The 17,235-nt window shown below is 69.4% G+C and carries 16 protein-coding genes, 1 tRNA gene, 1 other RNA gene and 1 pseudogene; 9 read left to right on the forward strand and 10 right to left on the reverse strand.

Features of this window, described 5'->3' with window-relative positions; genetic code table 11:
- Nucleotides 1–17: 17 nt before the first annotated feature.
- From ACGFIK_RS03460 to ACGFIK_RS03495, 8 genes and pseudogenes are all read left to right on the forward strand, one after another.
- Nucleotides 18–2,225, forward strand: coding sequence for a cell division protein FtsK (locus ACGFIK_RS03460; RefSeq protein ID WP_327022581.1), 2,208 nt, complete (start codon nucleotides 18–20; stop codon nucleotides 2,223–2,225).
- A gap of 142 nt (nucleotides 2,226–2,367) precedes the next feature.
- Nucleotides 2,368–2,610, forward strand: a complete 243-nt coding sequence (locus ACGFIK_RS03465) for a hypothetical protein (RefSeq protein WP_327022582.1) — start codon at nucleotides 2,368–2,370, stop codon at nucleotides 2,608–2,610.
- Nucleotides 2,607–2,897, forward strand: a complete 291-nt coding sequence (locus ACGFIK_RS03470) for a hypothetical protein (protein WP_327022583.1) — start codon at nucleotides 2,607–2,609, stop codon at nucleotides 2,895–2,897. Before ACGFIK_RS03465 ends, ACGFIK_RS03470 begins: the two co-directional genes overlap by 4 nt.
- Nucleotides 2,897–3,190 carry a hypothetical protein gene (locus tag ACGFIK_RS03475; protein WP_327022584.1) on the forward strand — a complete coding sequence of 98 codons (294 nt, stop codon included), beginning with the start codon at nucleotides 2,897–2,899 and terminating at the stop codon, nucleotides 3,188–3,190. Before ACGFIK_RS03470 ends, ACGFIK_RS03475 begins: the two co-directional genes overlap by 1 nt.
- Before the next feature lie 14 nt (nucleotides 3,191–3,204).
- Nucleotides 3,205–4,182, forward strand: coding sequence for a bifunctional DNA primase/polymerase (locus ACGFIK_RS03480; protein ID WP_327022585.1), 978 nt, complete (start codon nucleotides 3,205–3,207; stop codon nucleotides 4,180–4,182).
- Nucleotides 4,179–5,266: pseudogene (locus ACGFIK_RS03485) on the forward strand (AAA family ATPase). Before ACGFIK_RS03480 ends, ACGFIK_RS03485 begins: the two are co-directional and overlap by 4 nt.
- 276 nt (nucleotides 5,267–5,542) lie before the next feature.
- The gene (locus tag ACGFIK_RS03490) at nucleotides 5,543–5,749 is read left to right on the forward strand and encodes an excisionase family DNA-binding protein (protein WP_327022586.1); all 207 of its coding nucleotides are present in this window, start codon (nucleotides 5,543–5,545) and stop codon (nucleotides 5,747–5,749) included.
- Nucleotides 5,749–6,885: a site-specific integrase gene (locus ACGFIK_RS03495; protein ID WP_327022587.1), complete on the forward strand. Its 1,137-nt coding sequence runs from the start codon at nucleotides 5,749–5,751 to the stop codon at nucleotides 6,883–6,885. The genes ACGFIK_RS03490 and ACGFIK_RS03495 overlap by 1 nt, the downstream gene beginning before the upstream one ends.
- A 96-nt stretch (nucleotides 6,886–6,981) precedes the next feature.
- Here the strand turns inward: ACGFIK_RS03495 and ACGFIK_RS03500 are convergent.
- Nucleotides 6,982–7,054 (reverse strand) — tRNA-Ala (locus ACGFIK_RS03500).
- A 90-nt stretch (nucleotides 7,055–7,144) separates the two neighbouring features.
- On the reverse strand, nucleotides 7,145–7,735 hold the full coding sequence (locus tag ACGFIK_RS03505) for a YqgE/AlgH family protein (RefSeq protein ID WP_327027254.1): 591 nt from the start codon (nucleotides 7,733–7,735) through the stop codon (nucleotides 7,145–7,147).
- Nucleotides 7,736–7,989: 254 nt separating this feature from the next.
- On the opposite strand from ACGFIK_RS03505, the gene mdlC reads away from it, so the two are divergent.
- Complete coding sequence (gene mdlC / locus ACGFIK_RS03510) at nucleotides 7,990–9,585, forward strand: benzoylformate decarboxylase (protein ID WP_327022588.1); 1,596 nt, start codon at nucleotides 7,990–7,992, stop codon at nucleotides 9,583–9,585.
- A 4-nt stretch (nucleotides 9,586–9,589) separates the two neighbouring features.
- On the opposite strand, the gene ACGFIK_RS03515 is transcribed toward mdlC, so the two are convergent.
- The 8 genes from ACGFIK_RS03515 to pruA form a co-directional block, all read right to left on the reverse strand.
- Complete coding sequence (locus ACGFIK_RS03515; RefSeq protein WP_327022589.1) at nucleotides 9,590–10,546, reverse strand: hypothetical protein; 957 nt, start codon at nucleotides 10,544–10,546, stop codon at nucleotides 9,590–9,592.
- Between the two features lie 107 nt (nucleotides 10,547–10,653).
- Nucleotides 10,654–11,029: a transfer-messenger RNA gene (gene ssrA, locus ACGFIK_RS03520) on the reverse strand.
- A gap of 107 nt (nucleotides 11,030–11,136) precedes the next feature.
- Nucleotides 11,137–11,616 carry an SsrA-binding protein SmpB gene (gene smpB / locus ACGFIK_RS03525; RefSeq protein ID WP_327022590.1) on the reverse strand — a complete coding sequence of 160 codons (480 nt, stop codon included), beginning with the start codon at nucleotides 11,614–11,616 and terminating at the stop codon, nucleotides 11,137–11,139.
- 145 nt (nucleotides 11,617–11,761) lie between these two features.
- Nucleotides 11,762–12,637: a permease-like cell division protein FtsX gene (gene ftsX, locus ACGFIK_RS03530; RefSeq protein WP_327022591.1), complete on the reverse strand. Its 876-nt coding sequence runs from the start codon at nucleotides 12,635–12,637 to the stop codon at nucleotides 11,762–11,764.
- Nucleotides 12,638–12,706: 69 nt separating this feature from the next.
- Nucleotides 12,707–13,387 (reverse strand): cell division ATP-binding protein FtsE, encoded by a 681-nt coding sequence (gene ftsE, locus ACGFIK_RS03535; RefSeq protein ID WP_013731749.1) that lies wholly within the window; start codon nucleotides 13,385–13,387, stop codon nucleotides 12,707–12,709.
- A 118-nt stretch (nucleotides 13,388–13,505) separates the two neighbouring features.
- Complete coding sequence (gene prfB, locus ACGFIK_RS03540) at nucleotides 13,506–14,627, reverse strand: peptide chain release factor 2 (protein WP_393337481.1); 1,122 nt, start codon at nucleotides 14,625–14,627, stop codon at nucleotides 13,506–13,508.
- 72 nt (nucleotides 14,628–14,699) lie between these two features.
- A complete protein-coding gene (locus tag ACGFIK_RS03545; RefSeq protein ID WP_327022593.1) occupies nucleotides 14,700–15,218 on the reverse strand; it encodes a PadR family transcriptional regulator in 519 nt (172 codons plus the stop codon).
- A 208-nt stretch (nucleotides 15,219–15,426) separates the two neighbouring features.
- Nucleotides 15,427–17,055: an L-glutamate gamma-semialdehyde dehydrogenase gene (gene pruA, locus ACGFIK_RS03550; RefSeq protein WP_327022594.1), complete on the reverse strand. Its 1,629-nt coding sequence runs from the start codon at nucleotides 17,053–17,055 to the stop codon at nucleotides 15,427–15,429.
- Nucleotides 17,056–17,235: the final 180 nt, after the last annotated feature.

Genomic DNA, 17,235 nt, shown 5'->3' on the forward strand with positions numbered 1-17,235 from the left:
TTGGAGGAACCCCCATCATGACTGCCCCCGATGACGACCGTTTCGACTGGCACGCCGCAGAAGCCGATCTGAACGCCACCGGGCCGGATGCCGAGGTGGTCGACCTGGACGCGGCCCGTTCCCGCCGCGCTGGTGTCGACCTCGGCGACGACGACACCGCCGAGGGTGGGCCGATGCTGGTCGACAGCATCGACGCGCAGCGTCGCCCGCGGTTCACTCTGGCCGGGTTCCGCGACGCGCAGCGTCGGCCGATCCTGCCCGGCTGGCTACGCTCCCGTACCGAGTTCGCCGGCAACCTGGCGTGGGCCACCGGGCTGGCCGCGCACGCCGCCGGCTACCACCTGCTTCGGGTGCCGAAGTACGTCGGCAAGCTGGCGTGGCGTGCGCCGGTCGGCGTCTACCGGGTCACCCGTGGCTACGTGCGGTGGTTGTTCGACCTGGAAGGCGAACCGGTTCGCCAATCCGTGGTCCGCGCCGCCATCGACCGTCCGGAAGAGGCCCGGCTGTATCAAACCCTTGCCCGGCAGCGGGATCGGCGGGTGCGGTGGCGTGGTCTGACCGCCGTTCCCACCGGGGCCGTGCTGCTGGTCGGCGTTGGTCTGCTCGTGACGGCGCCGGCCGCCACCGTGGTCGCCACCCTGGCGGGTGTGGTGGTGGTGTTCGGGGTGCTCGGCGCACCGGCTGACCGGCCGCTGCTCGACACGGCGGTGGTGCGCAGCCCGGTCACGCCGTTGACCTCGGATGAGGTCGTGCGTGCCTTGGCCGCGTTGAACATCTCCGGCATCAACCAGGCACTACGTCGAGGCGACACCGGCAAGCGGTGGTTCCCCGCGCCGATCCAGCGGGAGAACGGCACTGGCTGGCGTGCCGACGTGGAGTTGCCGCGCGGGGTGACGGCCTCGGCGGTGGTCGAGAAGCGGGAGGAGTTGGCCGCCGCGCTCACCCGCCCGCTCGGCTGTGTGTGGCCCGAGGCCAACGCCGAGGTACACCCCGGCCGCCTGGTCCTGTTCGTCGCCGACAAGGATCTGTCCCGGTCGAAGCAGAACCCTTGGCCGCTGCTCAAGTCGGGTGCGGTGGATCTGTTCAAGCCGTTCCCGTTCGGCACCGACCCACGCGGCCGGGCCGTCACGCTAACGCTGATGTTCGCGTCGATGATCGTGGGCAGCATCCCGCGTATGGGTAAGACGTTCTCCCTGCGTCTGGCCATGCTCGGCGCGGCACTCGACCCCCGCGCCTGGATCCTCGCCTTCGACTTGAAGGGCACCGGTGACCTGTCGCCGTTGGAGCCGATCAGCCACCGCTACCGCGCCGGTGACGAAGACGAAGACATCGCCTACGGCCTGGCTGCCATGCGCGAAATCCGCACCGAGCTACGCCGCCGGACGAAGGTGATTCGGGAACTGCCGCGTGACCTGTGCCCGGAAAACAAGGTCACCCCCGACCTGGCCAGCACCCGCAAGCTGGGCTTGCAGCCGATCGTGATCGGCGTTGACGAGTGTCAGGTGTGGTTCGAACACCCGAAGTACGGCGATGAGTTCGAGGAGATCTGCACGGACCTGATCAAGCGTGGCCCGGCCGCCGGGATCACGCTGATCCTGGCCACGCAGCGGCCGGACGCGAAGAGTCTGCCGACCGGCATCAGCGCCAATGCGGTGCTGCGGTTCTGCCTCAAGGTCATGGGTCACACCGAGAACGACATGGTGCTGGGCACGTCGATGCACAAGGCCGGTATCAAGGCGACCATGTTCTCTCGGCGGGATCGGGGTATCGGCTATCTCGCCGGTGAGGGTGATGACCCGACGATCACCCGGACGTTCTACATCGACGGGCCGACCGCCGAGCAGGTCATCCGCCGCGCCCGCACCCTACGGGAGCAGGCTGGCACCCTCACCGGCCACGCGGCCGGGCAGACCATGGACACCACCGCCGTGCGCCGGGACACGCTGCTGGACGACATCGCCGCCGTCATGTCCGACAGCGAGGCCAAGCTGTGGTCCGAGGTGGTCTGCGAACGGCTCGCCGGGCTGCGGCCGGAGGTGTACGCGGGTTTGACGCGGGAGCAACTGACCGCCGCGTTGAAGCCGTACGGCGTCACCACCGGACAGGTATGGGGCACCGACCCCGACACCGGCAAAGGAGCCAACCGGCGCGGTATCGACCGCGCGCACATCCTCACCGCGATCACCAAGCGTGATCGCGAGCAGGGTGGGCGGGCCGCCAGCTAGCCGCACCGATCGCCGCTAGGTCTAGCGGCCAGCCCCGCTAGACCTAGCGGCACCACTAGCGACCAATCCGAATCCTGATCAGCGCCCTAGTCCCTAGCGGCGTGACCTGTCTGCACCCTGAAACGGCCTTGGGAGGCGTTCTGTGGTCACCCTCGCCCTACTAGCTAGCCTCACCGCCACCGGTTACGCAGCGTGGCACCTGATCCTCTGCTACGCCGCGCCTATGCCACGCTGCCGCGCCTGCCACGGCACCGGCGAACGACGCGGACTCATCATCCGCGCCCCGCACGAATGCCACCGCTGCCACGGCACCGGCCGCCGGCCGCGCCTCGGCCGCCGGCTGATCGAGTACATCCGCACCGAGTACCGGGCAGGCCACCAGTGACCGGCCGCGACCAGCACACGCCATGGTGCGGCCGGGACCACCGATGCGGCCTCGGCGAACATCGCTCCGATGAAATCGTGGTCGACATCCCCGGTCGGGCGCGTGCCGTGCTCGTGCGCGTGCGGACCGCCGCCGGCCGCGACCACGCCGAAATCCGCATCCGGGTCGCCCTCGCCCCGACCGAACTGGCCGCCCGCCGTCAGTTGGTCGGACTGCTCGACGACGTGCGCCAGGCCGTGACCCGCGCCGCCATCGCGGCACGGCCCCGACCTCGGCGGGCCGCCTGATGGCCGGGCCGCGCCGCGACGGCGCTTCCCCACGTGATGCCCGGCTGTCCGGGTTGGAGGTCTGGCTCACCGGCACCCCCGCCGAGCTGGACGCCGCAGTAACCGCGCTCGCCGCCGCCGGACGACTCACCCAACGGGGCACCCGCCGCCCGCTCACCGGCACCGACGCCGGCCGGCACCGCCTCTACCTACGCCTGTCCATCGCCACCGCCGCTCGCCCGTCCGGCCGCACGCCGGCCACCGGCCGTGCGGCGCTGCTCGACCTCGACACCGCCCGCTGTAAGACCGCCTGATCAGGAGACACCACATGTCCGCCCTACTCGCTACCGCCCTCGCCCACGCCGAACGTGGATGGCACATCTTCCCGCTCCGCCCCAACGACAAGCGACCCGCGTTCCCCGACCACCCCACCGACCAATGCACCGGCCGTGACCCACGCTGCCGCGCCGGGCACGTCGGTTGGGAGGACCGGGCCACCACCGACCCGGACCGCATCCGCCGCGCCTGGTCGACCCGTCCCTACGGCATCGGCATCGCCTGTGGCCCGTCCGGGCTGGTCGTGGTCGATCTGGACGTACCCAAGAGCAACGCCGACATCCCACCGCCGGAATGGGCCGGTGTGTGCGATGGCCGCGACGTGTTCGCGATCCTCGCCGACCGGCACGGCACCCCCACCGGTTGGATTGCCGGGTTCGGCCCGGACGACACCGCGCCGACCGGCGTCGACCACACCTACACCGTGCTCACCGGCAGCGGCGGTACCCACCTGTACTACCGGCATCCCAACATCGGGCCGCAGCTACGCAACACCACCGGCGACCGGGGCGGCCTCGGCTGGAAAGTCGACACCCGCGCCCACGGTGGCTACGTCGTCGCTGCCGGCAGCACGGCCGCCGGCCGCCCCTATACGGTGGCGCGCGACTGCGACCCGGCACCACTGCCCGACTGGATCGCCGCCGGCACTGCGCCGCCACCTCTGCCACCACAACGGCCTGTGGTGGTCGACCTCGGCACCGGACGACGCGCCGCCTACGTCGACGCCGCGATCCGCCGCCAGGTCGCCGAGGTCACCACCGCCACGCCCGGCAGCCGCAATCAGGCGCTCTACGTCTCCGCGGTTGCTCTCGGCCAACTCGTCGCCGGTGGCGCGCTCGCCCAGGACGACGCCGAGGCTGTTCTCACCGACGCCGCCCACACGGCCGGGCTACGGCCTGCGGAGACGGCACGCACCATCGCATCCGGACTGCGCGCCGGTGCGCGCCGGCCTCGGAGCGTGGCAGCATGAGCGCCCCCGCCGAGCGTCCCGACCTGCGCGTGGTCCAATCCGGCGACGACACCGCCGCCGAGGTCATCGCACCGATTCGCCGCGAGCCCGGCCGCATCCGGACCGCGTGGACCGCCGCCGACCTCATGGCGATGGAGTTCCCGCCTCCCCGGTGGGCAGTGCCGGGTGTGCTGTCCGAGGGTGTGAACCTGCTGGCCGGTCCGCCGAAGGTCGGCAAGTCGTGGCTGTCCCTTGGCCTCGGCCTGACCGTCGCCGACGGCGGCAAAGCGTTCGGCAGCATCGACACCGAACCCGGCCCGGTGCTCTACCTGGCGTTGGAAGACACGCCCCGCCGGTTGCAGTCGCGCATAGGCAAGGTTCTGGCCGGGCGACCCGCACCGGCCGGGTTGACTCTCGCCACCGCGTGTCCGCCGCTGCCGCAGGGTGGTGATGAGGCGATCGCCGCATGGTTGGACCGCAACCGCGACGCGCGCATGGTCATCATCGACGTGTTCGCCAAGCTGCGCGGCACCTCGGCACCCGGCATGTCCGCCTACGACGCGGACTACGCGGCCGTGGGTCGGGCGAAGAAGGTTGCCGACGCCTACGGCGTGGCCGTGGTGCTCGTGCATCACGTCCGCAAAGCCGGATCGGACGACTTCCTAGAGGCCGTGTCCGGCACGAACGGCCTGGCGGGTGCCGCTGACGCCACGCTCGTGCTGCGCCGGCCGCGTGGCTCGGCCGATGGGGTGCTGCACGTGACCGGCCGCGACGTGGACGAGTCGGAATACGCCCTGGCGTTCGACCCCGCCAACGGGGCGTGGACCATGCTCGACGGCCCGGCCGCAGAACACGAAGTCAGCGAAACCCGTGCGGCGATCCTGCGATGGCTACGCACCTTCCCCGGCAGTACGCCGAAAGCCATCGCCGAGGGCACCGGCCTCAGCGTCGACAACGTCAAGAAGACCTGCGGCCGGATGCTCGACGCCGGCCAGGTGGCCTGTGACCCCGGTGGCCGATACCGGCTACCCGCCTAGGTGTCCCCGGTGTCACCCGAGTCACCGCAGTCATCCGACCAGCTGTCACCTGCGGAAACGCCACCTGACCACGGTGACAGGTCGGTGACAGCCGACCGGCCGTGACCGGCCCGACCGGATCGGCTGAAACACACGCCATCCGCCATGTTTCAGCACAGACCCCACCTATCACCCTCGCAACCCAAAGATCTTGGCTCTACGGCGCTCTCAGCGGGCCGCTCTAACGCCCCCTGAAACGTCCGGCCATCGACCCACCCCGAACCCTGCGAGCGGCCAGAAAGGCACCCAGCTTGCCGACGAACGCCCTTCCCACCACCCGCACGCCGCACCACAGGAGGCCCGCTATGCCGGAGAGGTACCTGACGATCTCGGAAGTAGCTGCCCGCCTCGGCACCACCGACCGCTTCCCGCGCCGGTTGATCGAGGAACGGCGCATCGAGTTCAAGCGGTTCGGTCGACACGTACGGATCGCGGAGAGCGTCCTGAACGCCTACATCGACTCCTGCACTGTCGCCCCGGTGCGACGCGGCCGGGCAAGGAGGGCCGCCTGATGGCAGGCAACACCAAGGGGCGTAAGCGTCGGTTCGGCAGCGTCAGAAAGCTGCCGTCCGGCGCGTGGCAAGCCCGGTACACCGCGCCGGACGGCCTGCCGCGTAAGGCACCGAGCACCTTCGACACGAAGCGGGCCGCCGAACAGTGGTTGGTCGAAACCGAGGCCGAGATGCTGCGCGGGGAATGGCTCGACCCCGACGCAGGAAAAATCACGCTGAGCGAGTACGCCGATCGGTGGATGCGCGAGCGCGATCTCAAGGCACGGACGCGGGAAGAGTACGAGCGGCACATCCGCCTTCACGTCCGGCCGCAGCTCGGCGCCCACGCGCTCAACGAAATCAGCGCGCCGCATATCCGCAAATGGCGCGCTGACCGCCTGGCGGATGGCGTGGGGAAACCGACAGTGGCGAAGACGTACCGCATCCTTCACGCGATTTTCGCCACCGCCGTTGACGACGACCTGATACGCCGGAACCCCTGCCGCATCAAGGGAGCCGGCCAGGACAAGGCCGACGAACGGCCCACGGCCACGCTGCAACAGGTGTTCGCGATCGCCGAGGCCATCCAACCGCGCTACCGGCTGCTCGTTCTGCTCGCCGCGTTCGCACAACTGCGATTCGGTGAACTGGTGGCACTGCGCCGCCGAGACATCGACCTTCACACGATGGAGCTACGGGTACGCCGCGCTACCGCCGAGATGGAGGACGGCACGCAGGTAGACGACGACCCGAAATCCGAGGCGGGAAAGCGACCGGTCAGCCTGCCAGCCGGGCTGCGTGCCGACGTCGAATCGCACCTCGCAGAGTTCGCCGAGGGCGGCCCCAATGGACGGCTGTTCCTCGGCGCGCAGCGTGGCATCCCGCGCCGCCGCAACTTCAACCGGATCTGGCGAAAGGCCCTGACCGCCGCTGGCATCCCGACCGACCTCGGCCTACACCTACACGACCTGCGGCACACCGGCAGCACGTGGTCAGCACAGAGCGGCGCGACGCTCAAGGAACTGATGGCGCGCATCGGTCATTCGAGCACCCGCGCAGCGATGATCTACCAGCACGCGACCCGTGACCGCGATCACGCTATCGCTGCCGCGCTGGATGCCTTGATAGAAGAGGCGCGAGGCAAGATCAGCGCGTGATCTGGCACGGATCTGGCACATAGCGGTCCGAGAGATTGATGAATGATAAAAGCCCTGGCGGGAGATCAGATCTCCCGCCAGGGCTTTTCGCTCGGGTGGAGCCGAGGGGACTCGAACCCCTGACCCCCACACTGCCAGTGTGGTGCGCTACCAGCTGCGCCACGGCCCCTTGCCTCGCGCCCGGTTCCCCCGGGCACTGGAAGAACTATACACACGCCGCCCTGCATGGTCATCTCGCGGGGGTCCCCCCTCGGGCGGGTCAGTTCAGGGCCACGTCGGGTGGGAAATGTGCCACCGCGGCCATCATGCCGCCCTGCCGGCGCAGCACCATGGGCCACAGGTCGTCGGGGCGCTCGACGAAGGCGTCGCCGGGCAGGGCGTCCAGCACGAACCAGGAGCCCTCCTCGATCTCCTGCTCCAGTTGCCCGCCGCCCCAACCGGCGTACCCGGCGAAGACCCGGATGGTCTGCACGTTCTCCCGCAGCCGCTCCGGATCGACGGACAGGTCCAGGGTGCCGACGGCTCCGGAGACCTGGTGGAAGCCCTTTAGGCGGCGGACCGGGGGAAGCATCCGGGCCAGGCAGATCGCCGATTCGGGCTGCACCGGGCCGCCCTCGAACAACACCGCCGGGTGCCGGGCCAGGTCGCCCCAGTCGCGCAGCACGTCGGCCACCGGCACCTCGGTGGCCCGGTTCAGCACCACCCCGAGGGCCCCGCCGGGCTCGTGGGCGACCAACAGGACCACCGTACGGTCGAAGTTCGGATCTTTCAGTGCGGGCGTCGCCACCAGCAGTTTCCCGATCATCGACTCCATGGCCCGCCCGCCGATCGCCTGCCCCTCTCCCTGCATCACGCGTACCCGTCAGCCTCGTCGCGGCGGGCAGGGCCGGTCCGGCACACCAACGACAGGCCCCACCGGTGCCATCCGCGCTGTCGTAGCCATGTCTGGCACGATAGCTTGCGACCCCGGCCGTGGCGACGGTCTGATCGCCGAGTGATCGACATCGGGGCCGGCGCAGCGGGCAGAGCCAGCCCCGACCGAAGGGCTCCCGGCAATCCCGAATGCCCCTGCCAGCCGGAGCGACCGGGCTAGATTCAGGGGCGATGGCAACGGTCCGCGACACCACCTACGAGCTGCTCCGCGCGCTGGGCATGACGACCGTCTTCGGCAACCCCGGGTCGACCGAGGAGCCCTTCCTGCAGGCCTTCCCCGATGACTTCCAGTACGTGCACGCGCTGCACGAGGCCTCGGCGATCGGCATGGCCGACGGGTACGCCCAGGTGACCGGAGCCCCCGCGCATGTCAATCTGCACACCGCCCCGGGCACCGGCAACGCCATGGGCAACATCGTCACCGCCTGGCACAACCGGACCCCCCTGATCGTCACCGCCGGGCAGCAGACCCGGCAGATGCTGCTGCTCGAACCGCGTCTCACCGCCCGCCGTCCCACCGAGCTGCCCCAGCCGTACGTCAAATGGGCCCACGAACCGGTCCGCGCGCAGGACGTGCCGGCCTCGCTGATGCGGGCGTACGCCACTGCCGTCCAGCCACCGGCCGGGCCGGTCTTCCTCTCCCTGCCCCTGGACGACTGGGCCCAACCCGCCGACCCCCTGCCGGAGGTGCGGACGGTGGCCACCCGGTTCGCGCCCGACCCGCAGCGGCTGCGGCAGTTCGCGGCCGCGCTGACGGAGGCCCGGTCACCGGTGGTGGTGCTCGGTGCGGCCGTGGACCGCGCCGGGGCCTGGGAGGCGGCTACTGCCCTGGCCGAGCGGCTGGTCGCGCCGGTCTGGTCGGCACCCGCGCCCGAACGCACCGCCTTCCCGGAGGACCACCCGTACTTCCAGGGGGTGCTGCCCTACGCCGCCGGGCCACTGGCCGAGCGGCTGGAGGGGCACGACACCGTGCTGGTGGTCGGCGCCCCGGTGTTCCGGTACTACCCGCACATTCCCGGGGCCACCGTGCCCCAGGGGGCCCGCCTGTTGCACGTCACGGACGATCCGGAGGAGGCCGCCCGGGCCCCGATCGGTGACAGCCTGCTCGGCGACGCCGGGCTCACCCTCGCCGCCCTGGTGGAACTGCTGCCGCCGGTGGACCGGCCCCCACCGGCTCCCCGACCCGACCCACCCTCGGTCGAGGACTCCCTTCCGCTCAGTGCGGACGCCCTCTTCGCCGCCTTGGCCCGGCACTGGCCCGAGGACGGGGTGCTGGTGCAGGAGTCCCCGTCGAACCTCTCCGCGCTGCGCCGGCGCCTGCGGCTGCGCCGACCCGGCTCGTACTTCACGATGGCCAGCGGGGGCCTAGGGTACGGCCTGCCGGCGGCGGTCGGCATAGCCCTGGCTCAACGCCACACCGGCCGGCACCGACCGGTCGTTGCGGTGATCGGGGACGGGGCCTTCCACTACTCCGTGCAGGCCCTGTGGACCGCCGCCCAGTTGCGGCTGCCGCTGGTCGTGATCGTCCCGGTCAACCAGCAGTACGCCATCCTCAAGTCCTTCGCCGAGCTGAAACACACCCCCGGGGTACCCGGGCTGGATCTTCCCGGCATCGACATCAGCGCGGTGGCCCGTGGCTACGGCTGCGCCACCACGGTCGTCGAGACCCCCGACCACCTGGGTGAGGCCCTCGACCTAGCCCTGCGCGCGGAGGGCCCGACGGTGCTGCCGGTACCCATCCGGACGGACATCCCCCCGCTGCTCTGAGCGGTCAGTTGCCGCCGATCCGCAGCGGTGCGCCGGTGAGGGCGTCCAGGACGGGTCGGGTGCCCAGCGGCTCCTTCAAGGTCACCTCGACCTCCTCCAGCTTCAGCATGGCGTCGCAGACGTCCGTGGAGCGCACCACCGAGCCGCCCACCACCACGAGGTCCTCCCGCTCCTGCACCAGCGGGGTGATCTCGGAGTCGCAACTGCCGACCCCCAGCCGGAAGGCCAGTCTCGTGCCGTCGACCTCGATGATGTTCTGCGCGGCCACCAGCCCCTCCGGGGCGGAGTCGGAGGGGACGACCGGGTCGGGCACCCTTCCGACCGCCTGCGGCGCGACCGCGGTGGCGGCCACCACGGCACCGATCTCCTCCACGGTGAACAGCCAGGCCGGCACCTGTGCCTCGCCACGGCTGGTGCGCAGCGGCGCGGTCCCCAGTTCGACCTTGCTGATGGTGAGTGCTACACACTCGCCCTGGGGGCGGCTGCTGACCGTGCCGTCCGGGTCGCCACCAGGGGCGGGCGGCGGCGGAACCTCGGGCTTCTTCGCCCCCGGGCAGGAGGGCGGCTCGACGCCGTTGGTGAGGGTCCGGAAGGCTTCGTCGGCGTCGACCAGCGGTACCCGCAGTTCCCCGTCCGGGAAGCGGATGGTGCCCGAGTCGGGCTGCCGGGCCGGCAGATCGGCCGGCTTGCGGTACCAGCCGGCCTGGAACGCCGTCTGGGTGGCGGGGGTGAAGTCAGCCTCGCCGATCAGCAGGGTGGGGTCCTGAAGGGGGATGTAGCCGGTGCTCCAGCCGGGCCCGGGGCGCCACCCCTCGGCCACCGCGGTGGCCCGCCGGTCGAAGGGGTCCTGGTCCTGGTCCTGGGCGGAGGGGAGGGGACCGGTCGGGCCGGTGCCTGCCGGTGCACAACCGGCTACGACGATCATCAGGGGCAGGCCCAACCGGGCGGCGAGACGACGCATACCTGCTCTGACGGGCCTACCCGGCACCAGGTTCCCTGACAAGATCGATTCCTTCGGGGAGACACGACTGCGCGCCCCGGCCGGATGGCCGGGGCGCGCAGTTCAGGTGGTGGAGGTGCCGGGAATCGAACCCGGGTCCTTCGCCGCCTTGTCAGGGCTTCTCCGAGCGCAGCTCGCTGTGCCTCTACTCGGCCCCTCCGATCACGCGAGCGAGTCGGTGTGACGGGCCCAGTCGCTGATTAATCTCGCCGCACGGACCCCGCGACCGGGTCCGGTTGGCCAGCCTTCTAGCTGATGCCGGCTAACTGGGTCGAAGGCACTCCCAGGCCGACAGACTCACTACTCGCCTCAGGCGGCGAGAGCGAAGTCAGCGCGATTGCTCTTGGCGCTTATTGTTTTCCGACGAACGATTCTCGAGACGACGTCGGCTTCCTCGGCTCGCTTCCCCTGCCGCAACGTACGAAGTCGAAACCAGTCACCCCCTCGACGGGCCGCCATCTTCCGGCGGCTCTGACAAGCGTAACGCCTGCCGCAACCGGATTCATCCCGAGGTCAGGTCGCCGACACCAGGGATGAATGAACCGGACAAACTACTCACTCATGCCTTTGCCGCGTCGGCCGACCGCCCGTTGGATCTCCCGGTCCGCGTCCCGCTTGGCCAGGTCCTGGCGCTTGTCGTACGCCTTCTTGCCCTTGGCCAGGCCGATCTCCACCTTGGCCCAGCCGTCGGAGAAGTAGACCTGCAACGGCACCAGGGTCAGCCCGCCCTCCCGGGCCTTGCCGATCAGACGGTCGATCTCTAACCGCTTGAGCAGCAGCTTGCGGGTACGCCGGGGCTCATGGTTGGTCCAGGTGCCCTGGGTGTACTCCGGGATGTGCATGCCGTGCAGATACAGCTCGCCGTCGCGTTCCTGGGCGAAGGCGTCGACCAACGAGGCCCGCCCGGCCCGCAGGGATTTCACCTCGGTGCCGGTCAACGCCATGCCTGCCTCGTACGTGTCGAGGATGGCGTAGTCGTGACGGGCCTTCTTGTTGGAGGCGACGACCTTGCGCCCCTTCTCCCGTGGCATCGCCGCGCCACCTCCTTTCCCCTAGCCCACTGCCCTCGGCGGCCTTGGCGGCCGGAGAGCGGAGATCATGCTACCCGAATGACAAGGGCCCTTCCGCGCGGTTTGTTCCCGCACCGAAGGGCCCTCGCGAAGGTCGTACCGAAAACTAGACCCGCAGGTAGAAGCGGAGGGTGACCCAGGCGGTGATCGCGCTGATCAGACCACCGACGCCGGCCATCACCGGGAAGGTCAGCAGCACCTCGCTCCAACTGACCGGGGCGAACAGCCCTTGCAGGGCGCTCAGGGCGTCGTCGAAGAGGAACTTCTTCAACGCCACCAGGGCCCCGAGGCCGAGCAGCGAGCCGATCAGGCCGGCGACCACGGCTTCCAGGACGAAGGGTGCCTGGATGAACCAGTTCGAGGCGCCGACCAGCTTCATGACGGCCACCTCGCGCCGCTTGCTGTAGGCGGCGACCTGGATGGTGTTGGCCACCAGCAGCAACGCTGCCACCGCCATCGCGATGGCGGCGGCCAGTGCGACGTTCTGTCCGGCGGTGAACAGGTTGAAGATCTTGTCGAGGACCTGACTCTGGTCGACCACCTGATCGACCCCGGCGGCCGAGGAGTACTGCTCCGAGATCGACTTGTACTGCTCCGGGTCCACCAGGTTCAGCCGGTACGACTCGGGCAACTGGTCCGCCTTGACCGCGCTGAGCAGGTCCGGCGAGTCCCGGAACATCTCCTGGAAGCGCTGGTACGCCTCGTCCTTGTTGACGTAGGTGACCTGCGAGATCAGCGGGTCGGCCTCCAGCCGGGAACCCAGTGAGGTGCGTTCCTCCTCGGAGATGTCGGTCTTGAGGAAGATCGACACCTGGATGTTCTCGAAGTACAGGTCCTTCATGTCAGCGACCTTGGTGTAGATCAGGCCGCTGGCGCCGAGCATGGTCAGCGAGACGCCCAACGTGATGATCATTGCGATGGTCATCGTCACGTTGCGCCACAGTCCGACCAGTACCTCGGACAGGACGTATTTCATCCGCATCGGGATATTCCTCCGGCTCTCCGGCGTGAGGTGTTCGTCGTCAGATCGGGGTGCGCTGGGTTCGCCAGGTCACCCGTAGACGCCGCGGGCCTGGTCGCGGACGATGCGGCCGCTCTCGATCTCGATGACCCGGCGGCGCATCTGGTTCACGATGTTGGAGTCGTGCGTGACCATCACGACGGTCGTGCCGGTGCGGTTGATCCGGTCCAGCAGTCGCATGATTTCGATGGAGGTGTCCGGGTCCAGGTTTCCGGTCGGCTCGTCGGCCAACAGGATCAGGGGACGGTTCACGAACGCCCGGGCCACCGCCACACGCTGCTGCTCACCACCGGAGAGCTCGTGCGGGTAGCGGTGCTCCTTGCCACCGAGCCCCACCAGCTCCAACACCTCCGGCACGACCCGGCGGGCCACCGCCTTGGTCTTGCCGATCACCTCGAGCGCGAAAGCCACATTCTCGTACGCGGTGCGGTTGGGCAGCAGCCGGAAGTCCTGGAAGACGCAGCCGATCGAGCGGCGGAAGTGTGGACGCTTCCAGGACCGCATCGAGGTGACGTCCTTGCCGTTGACGACGACTCGACCCTTGTTGGGGGTCACCTCGTGCAGCAGCATCTTGATGATCGTGGACTTGCCGGAGCCGGATGGGCCGATGAAGAAGACGAACTCGCCCTTGTCGATCGACACGGACACGTTGTCGAGCGAAGGCCGCGACGCCTTCGGGTACGTCTTCGTCACTTGCTCAAGCTGAATCACGGGTGGTGAGTCTACGCCGTGTAACTGTCGTGCCAAGTCCTACGCCCCGCGATTGCGGGGTGAGTCATTGATCCCGCACGTCATGTGGAGATCGATGACGCACTCCGCCCACGATCGGTCACGCAGTGTCGCCGGCGAGTTGCTGCTGCTTGCGCCAGCGGATACCGGCCTCGATGAAGGAATCGAGTTCGCCGTCGAAGACCGCACTGGGGTTGCCGGTCTCCTGCTCGGTACGCAGATCCTTCACCATCTGATACGGGTGCAGCACGTACGAGCGCATCTGGTCGCCCCACGAGCCCGCCGCGTCGGTCTTCAGGCCCGCCATCTTGGCCTGCTCCTCCTGGCGCTTGCGCTCCAGCAGCCGGGCCTGCAACACCCGCAGGGCGGAGGCCTTGTTCTGCAGCTGCGACTTCTCGTTCTGGCAGGTCACCACGATGCCGGTGGGAATGTGGGTGATCCGTACCGCCGAGTCGGTGGTGTTGACGCTCTGCCCACCCGGCCCGGACGAACGGTAGACGTCGATCCGCATCTCGTTCTCGGGGATGTCGATGTGGTCGGTCTGCTCCACCACCGGCAGCACCTCGACACCGGCGAAACTGGTCTGCCGGCGTCCCTGGTTGTCGAAGGGGCTGATCCGAACCAGCCGGTGGGTGCCGGACTCCACGCTCAGCGTGCCGTAGGCGTAGGGCACCTTCACCGTGAAGGTGGCCGACTTCAGGCCCGCCTCCTCGGCGTACGAGGTCTCGTAGACCTCGGTCGGGTAGCCGTGCCGCTCCGCCCAGCGCAGGTACATCCGCAGCAGCATCTCCGCGAAGTCCGCCGCGTCCACCCCACCGGCACCCGCGCGGATGGCCACCAGGGCCTCCCGGGAGTCGTACTCGCCGGAGAGCAGAGTGCGGACCTCCATCTCCTGGATGGCCTTGGTCAGCCCGGCGACCTCCGACTCGACCTCGGAGAGCACTCCCGAGTCGGCCTCCGCCTCGGCCAGTTCCAGCAGCACATTGGCGTCGTCGAGCCGGGCGCGCAGGCTACCCAGCTTGTCGATCTCGCCGTTGACGTACGACAGCTGCGAGGTCACCTGTTGGGCCCGGGCCTGGTCGTCCCACAGATCCGGGGCGGAGGCCTGCTCTTCCAGGCGAGCCTTGTCCGCCCGCAGGCGGTCCAGGTCGAGCACCGCCTCGATGTTGCGCAGGGTGGCGTCGAGATCCTTGAGCTGGTCGGCGTAATCGGCAGCTGTCACGACAGACAAGGGTACTGCTCGGAGGAGGAGTGAGCTTGCGAGCCCCGCACTCCGAGCCAAAACAGGAACTGATCAGCTGCCGACGGGTGCGCTCTTGAGCCAGGAGAGGGCGGCCTTGTGGTACGCCACGGCGAACTCCAGCGCGCTGGCGTCGTACATGTCGCCTTCCTTGCGCGCGTTCTTGACCTGCTCGCGTACCCGGGCCAGGGCTTCGGTGTGGTATTCGTTCGCCGCGACCTGGAGGCTTTTCAGCTGGGTCGCGGAGTGCAGCTGCCCGAAGGCGATCCGCAGGGCGATCGGGTTGCGGATGGTGTCCCGCCCCGGGTCCTCGGCCAACCATCGGGAGAAGGTCCGCTTTCCCGCTGCCGTGATCGCGTACGGTTGGCTCATCCGCGGCCCGGGTTTACCCAGCCGGACCAGGCCCTTCTCGGCCAACACCGGCAACTCGCGGTAAACCTGACTGCGGGTCATCGACCAGTACGGCGCCAGTCGGCGCTCGGCGGCGGCCATCAACTGGCCACCTGTCATGGGGCCCTCGTGGAGCAGCCCGAGCAGGGCCGCCGCCGTGGGGTTGACTCCGGAATCCGCCATGCCCTTCACGCTGCCACTTTGCCGGGCCGCCGTCCAGGATTTCACCGTTTCGCCACCCAATGGGGTTTCCTATGTGCACTGTCGGTGCGCGACGGTCCACCGGTGGTCCGGGCGCGGACCCCACCATGAGCCCCATTCCGGCAGCGGCGGTGTTAAAAAGGGCCCCTTCCTATGCACCAGGCGTTAAGAAGGGGCCCTTCCTTACACCTCAGTGCATGTGGGGGTAGGTGTGGTCGGTGGGGGGTACGAAGGTCTCCTTGATGGTCCGGGGGGAGGTCCACCGGAGCAGGTTGAGCCAGGAACCGGCCTTGTCGTTGGTGCCGCTGGCCCGGGATCCGCCGAAGGGCTGCTGCCCGACCACCGCGCCGGTCGGCTTGTCGTTGATGTAGAAGTTGCCGGCCGCGTACCGCATCTTCTCGGCCACCGCGTCGACCACCCGGCGGTCGGTGGCGAAGATCGACCCGGTCAGGGCGTACGGCGCGATCGACTCGGCCTGGGTGATCACCTCGTCGAAGCGGCTGTCGTCGAAGACGTGCACGCCGAGGATCGGCCCGAAGTACTCCGTGGTGAAGGTCTCGTGGGCCGGATCGTCGCATTCGAAGATCGTCGGGCGGACGAACCAGCCGACCGAGTCGTCCGCGGTGCCGCCGGCGATGACCCGGCAACTGTCGTCGTTCGAGACCAGGTCCAGGGCGGCGGTGTGCCGGGCGAAGGCCTTGTCGTCGATGACCGCCCCGCCGAAGTTGCGGAAGTCGGTCACGTCGCCGTAGGTCAGGCTGTCCGCGGTGGCGGCCAGCCGGTCCCGCAGGCCCCCCTCCCAGATCGACCGGGGGATGTACGCCCGGGAGGCCGCGGAGCACTTCTGCCCCTGGTACTCGAAGGCCCCCCGGATCAGGGCGGTGTGCAGGGCGTCGACATCGGCGCTGGAGTGCGCCACCACGAAGTCCTTGCCGCCGGTCTCCCCGACCAGCCGGGGGTAGCCCCGGTAGCGGGCGATGTTCTCGCCCACCGTGCGCCACAGGTGCTGGAAGACCCGGGTGGAGCCGGTGAAGTGGATGCCGGCCAGGTCGGGGTCGGCCAGGACCACCTCGGAGACCTCCTCGCCCCGCCCGGTGACCATGTTGATCACTCCCGGAGGCAGGCCGGCCGCCTCGAACAGCCGCATGGTGAAGTGCGCCGAGAACTGCTGGGTCGGGCCCGGCTTCCAGACCACGGTGTTGCCCATCAGGGCCGGGGCCGCGGGCAGGTTGCCCGCGATGGCGGTGAAGTTGAACGGGGTGATCGCGTAGACGAAGCCCTCCAGGGGGCGGTGGTCGAACCGGTTCCACACCCCGGGGGAGGAGATCGGCTGCTCGGCGAGCAGCTTGCGGGCGAAGTGCACGTTGAACCGCAGGAAGTCGATGAACTCACAGGCCGCATCGATCTCCGCCTGCTGAACGGTCTTCGACTGGCCGAGCATGGTGGCCGCGTTCAGGGTGTCGCGCCACGGGCCGGCGAGGAGTTCGGCGGCACGCAGGAAGACCGCGGCCCGCTCCTCGAAGGGCAGCGCCCGCCACTCCGGTGCCGCGTCCTTGGCCGCCTTGACCGCAGCCTGGGCGTCGTCGTGGGTGGCGTGCCCGGTGACCCCCAGTACGTGGGCGTGCCGGTGCGGCTGCACCACCTGGATCGACTCGCCGCCGGCCATCCGCTGCTCGCCCGCGATGGTCATCGGCAGCTCGATCTGCTCGGCGGCCAGCTCGGTGAGGCGCCGGCGGAGCCGTTCGGTTTCGGCACTGCCCGGCTCGTAGGTGCGCACCGGCTCGTTGTGCGGCTCGGGTACGGAGAACACGGCGTCCATCAGGGCTCCTGGCGATCTCGACGACGGTGACGAAGCCGGTCCCAGGGTTGGCGGGACCTGGATTCCATCTTTCCACGCCCAGCTGTCCCGGATCCTCCCCCGGCCAGCACCTCACCATAGATCTGGAGGCTGTTGAGACGATTTGACAGTGATTCGTACCCACAGGGCCGGGCAGACCGA

This window comes from Micromonospora sp. NPDC048871 (genome assembly GCF_043198155.1).
GTDB lineage: Bacteria > Actinomycetota > Actinomycetes > Mycobacteriales > Micromonosporaceae > Micromonospora.

Bases quoted from the DNA above. Each gene is read 5' to 3' on its own strand.
- ACGFIK_RS03460 (WP_327022581.1), top strand. From the start codon at position 18: ATGACTGCCCCCGATGACGACCGTTTCGACTGGCACGCCGCAGAAGCC.
- ACGFIK_RS03475 (WP_327022584.1), top strand. From the start codon at position 2,897: ATGGCCGGGCCGCGCCGCGACGGCGCTTCCCCACGTGATGCCCGGCTG.
- ACGFIK_RS03480 (WP_327022585.1), top strand. From the start codon at position 3,205: ATGTCCGCCCTACTCGCTACCGCCCTCGCCCACGCCGAACGTGGATGG.
- ACGFIK_RS03490 (WP_327022586.1), top strand. From the start codon at position 5,543: ATGCCGGAGAGGTACCTGACGATCTCGGAAGTAGCTGCCCGCCTCGGC.
- ACGFIK_RS03495 (WP_327022587.1), top strand. From the start codon at position 5,749: ATGGCAGGCAACACCAAGGGGCGTAAGCGTCGGTTCGGCAGCGTCAGA.
- ACGFIK_RS03505 (WP_327027254.1), bottom strand. From the start codon at position 7,735: ATGCAGGGAGAGGGGCAGGCGATCGGCGGGCGGGCCATGGAGTCGATG.
- mdlC (WP_327022588.1), top strand. From the start codon at position 7,990: ATGGCAACGGTCCGCGACACCACCTACGAGCTGCTCCGCGCGCTGGGC.
- ACGFIK_RS03515 (WP_327022589.1), bottom strand. From the start codon at position 10,546: ATGCGTCGTCTCGCCGCCCGGTTGGGCCTGCCCCTGATGATCGTCGTA.
- smpB (WP_327022590.1), bottom strand. From the start codon at position 11,616: ATGCCACGGGAGAAGGGGCGCAAGGTCGTCGCCTCCAACAAGAAGGCC.
- ftsX (WP_327022591.1), bottom strand. From the start codon at position 12,637: ATGCGGATGAAATACGTCCTGTCCGAGGTACTGGTCGGACTGTGGCGC.
- ACGFIK_RS03545 (WP_327022593.1), bottom strand. From the start codon at position 15,218: ATGGCGGATTCCGGAGTCAACCCCACGGCGGCGGCCCTGCTCGGGCTG.
- pruA (WP_327022594.1), bottom strand. From the start codon at position 17,055: ATGGACGCCGTGTTCTCCGTACCCGAGCCGCACAACGAGCCGGTGCGC.